The organism is Stenotrophomonas sp. YIM B06876 (genome assembly GCF_030711595.1).
In the GTDB taxonomy this organism is placed as follows: Bacteria; Pseudomonadota; Gammaproteobacteria; order Xanthomonadales; family Xanthomonadaceae; genus Stenotrophomonas.
This window is the reverse complement of sequence record NZ_JAUJUJ010000136.1, coordinates 1-1,986: the sequence shown is the minus strand read 5'-3', so window position 1 is coordinate 1,986 and position 1,986 is coordinate 1. Positions and strand designations below refer to the sequence as shown.

Annotated in this window: 1 protein-coding gene; it reads left to right on the top strand. The window is 66.1% G+C overall.

Translation table 11 applies throughout. The annotated features are described in order from the left end of the window. Positions 1–1,986: 4Fe-4S binding protein (locus tag QZH66_RS15395; protein ID WP_305806783.1), on the top strand; the 1,986-nt coding region annotated here is incomplete at both ends.

The window sequence follows — 1,986 nt, the reverse complement described above, 5'->3', positions numbered from 1 at the left end:
GCCTATGACCACGCCGGCGCCGGCCAGGCGCTGCTGGGCTACGTCATGCTGTCCACCGACATCACCGACACACCCGCCTATTCGGGCAAGCCGGTGGTCACGCTGATCGGCATGGACAAGGCCGGCCGCTTTGTCGGCGTCAAGGTGCTCAAGCACTCCGAGCCCATCCTGCTGCTCGGCATTCCCGAGTCGGCACTGCTCAAATTCAACGACCAGTACCTGGGCAAATCGGTGGCCGACAAGATCGAGGTCGGCCAGTCGCGCCCCGACGAAGACGTGCTCGGGCTGGACGCCATCTCGGGCGCCACCGTCACGGTGATCGCGCAGAACCAGGTCATGATGGCCTCGGGCGCGGCCGTGGCGCGCCAGGTCGGCATCATCGCGCCCACGGTGCGCGAACCCGCACGCTATGTGCTGAGCGGCAAGCGCTTCACCTGGGACGAGCTGGCCAAGCAGGGCGCTGTGCAGCGCCTGCGCGTGCAGCCCGAGCAGGTCGGGCTGGACCGCGGCCCCGAGCCCTTCATCGAGCTGTGGTTCGGCGACCTGAACCACCCCGACATCGGCCAGAGCGTGCTCGGCGAGAACAGCTGGAACAACCTGCGCCTGCAGCTCAAGGAGGGCGAGAGCGCCTTCTTCGTGGTGCGCACGCGCGGTGCCGAATCGTTCAAGGGTTCGGGCTTCGTGCGCGGCGGCATCTACGACCGTGTGCAATTGCGCCAGGGCGCCGATGCGTTCACCTTCCGCGACCTCGACGCGCTCAACCTCTATGGCATCGCCGCCGCGGGCGCCCCCGCGTTCAACGAGTCGGCCATCTTCATCGTCCGCTCCACGGCGTTTTCGCCGGCCTACCCGTGGAAGCTCAGCTTCCTGGGCAACCGCGTGGACCGCGCCACCGGCGCGCGCAGCTTCACCAGCTTCGATGCGCCGTACTGGCTGCCCGCTGCCAGCCTCGAAGGCGGCCGCCCGAAGCTTGTCGAGCCGGATGCGCCCTGGGTGCGTATCTGGAAGTCGCGCCTCGTCGAGATCATGCTGTTCGCCGTTCTGCTGGTGGCCGTCACCGTGGTCTATGCCTATCGCGAAAAGCTCACGCGAGCGTCCACGCACAAGAACAAGTGGCCGGTCAACGCCTTCAAGTACACGGCCTGGGGCCTGTCCATCGCGTTCGTCGGCTTTGGCGCCATGGCGCAGCCCTCCATCACCCAGGTGCTGACCTGGTTCCATGCACTGCTGTTCCAGTGGACCTGGTCGCTGTTCCTGTCCGACCCGTTCATCTTCCTGTTCTGGATCTTCATCATCGCCACCGTGTTCCTGTTCGGGCGCGGGCTGTTTTGCGGCTGGATGTGCCCGTTCGGCTCGTTGTCGGAGGCCATCTACAAGCTGGCGCGCGCGGTCGGCTTCAAGCGCTTCCAGACGCAGCTGCCGCAGCGCTGGCATGACCGCCTGAAGTGGCTCAAATACATCATCTTCTTCGGCCTCATCACGGTGTCGATGTTCTCCATGGGCCTGGCCGAGAAGCTCTCCGAGGTCGAGCCGTTCAAGACCACCTTCCTGGTCGGCATCCAGAACCGCGCCTGGCCCTATGGCCTGTTCGTGGCGTTCCTGCTGGGCCTGTCGATCTTCATCGAGCGGCCGTATTGCAAATACATCTGCCCGCTGGGCGCGTCGCTGGCCATGCCCAGCACCTTCCGCTGGTTTGGCTTGAAGCGCAAGCAGGACTGCAACAGTTGCAAGGCCTGCGCCGTGGGCTGCGGCGCGCAGGCCATCGACGCCGATGGCCGCATCGACCACCGCGAGTGCCTGCACTGCCTCGACTGCATGGTTCTCTACACCGACACCAAGGGCTGCCCGCCGCTCGCCAAGGAGCGCAAGCGCCGCGAAAAGGACGGCCTGGAGATCACGCCGATCGGCGCCAACGGCTACTTCATCCCGATCCACCCGGCGACCAGTTTCACCGAGCAGATCAGCGCCAAGGCCGCCCAGGGGCCC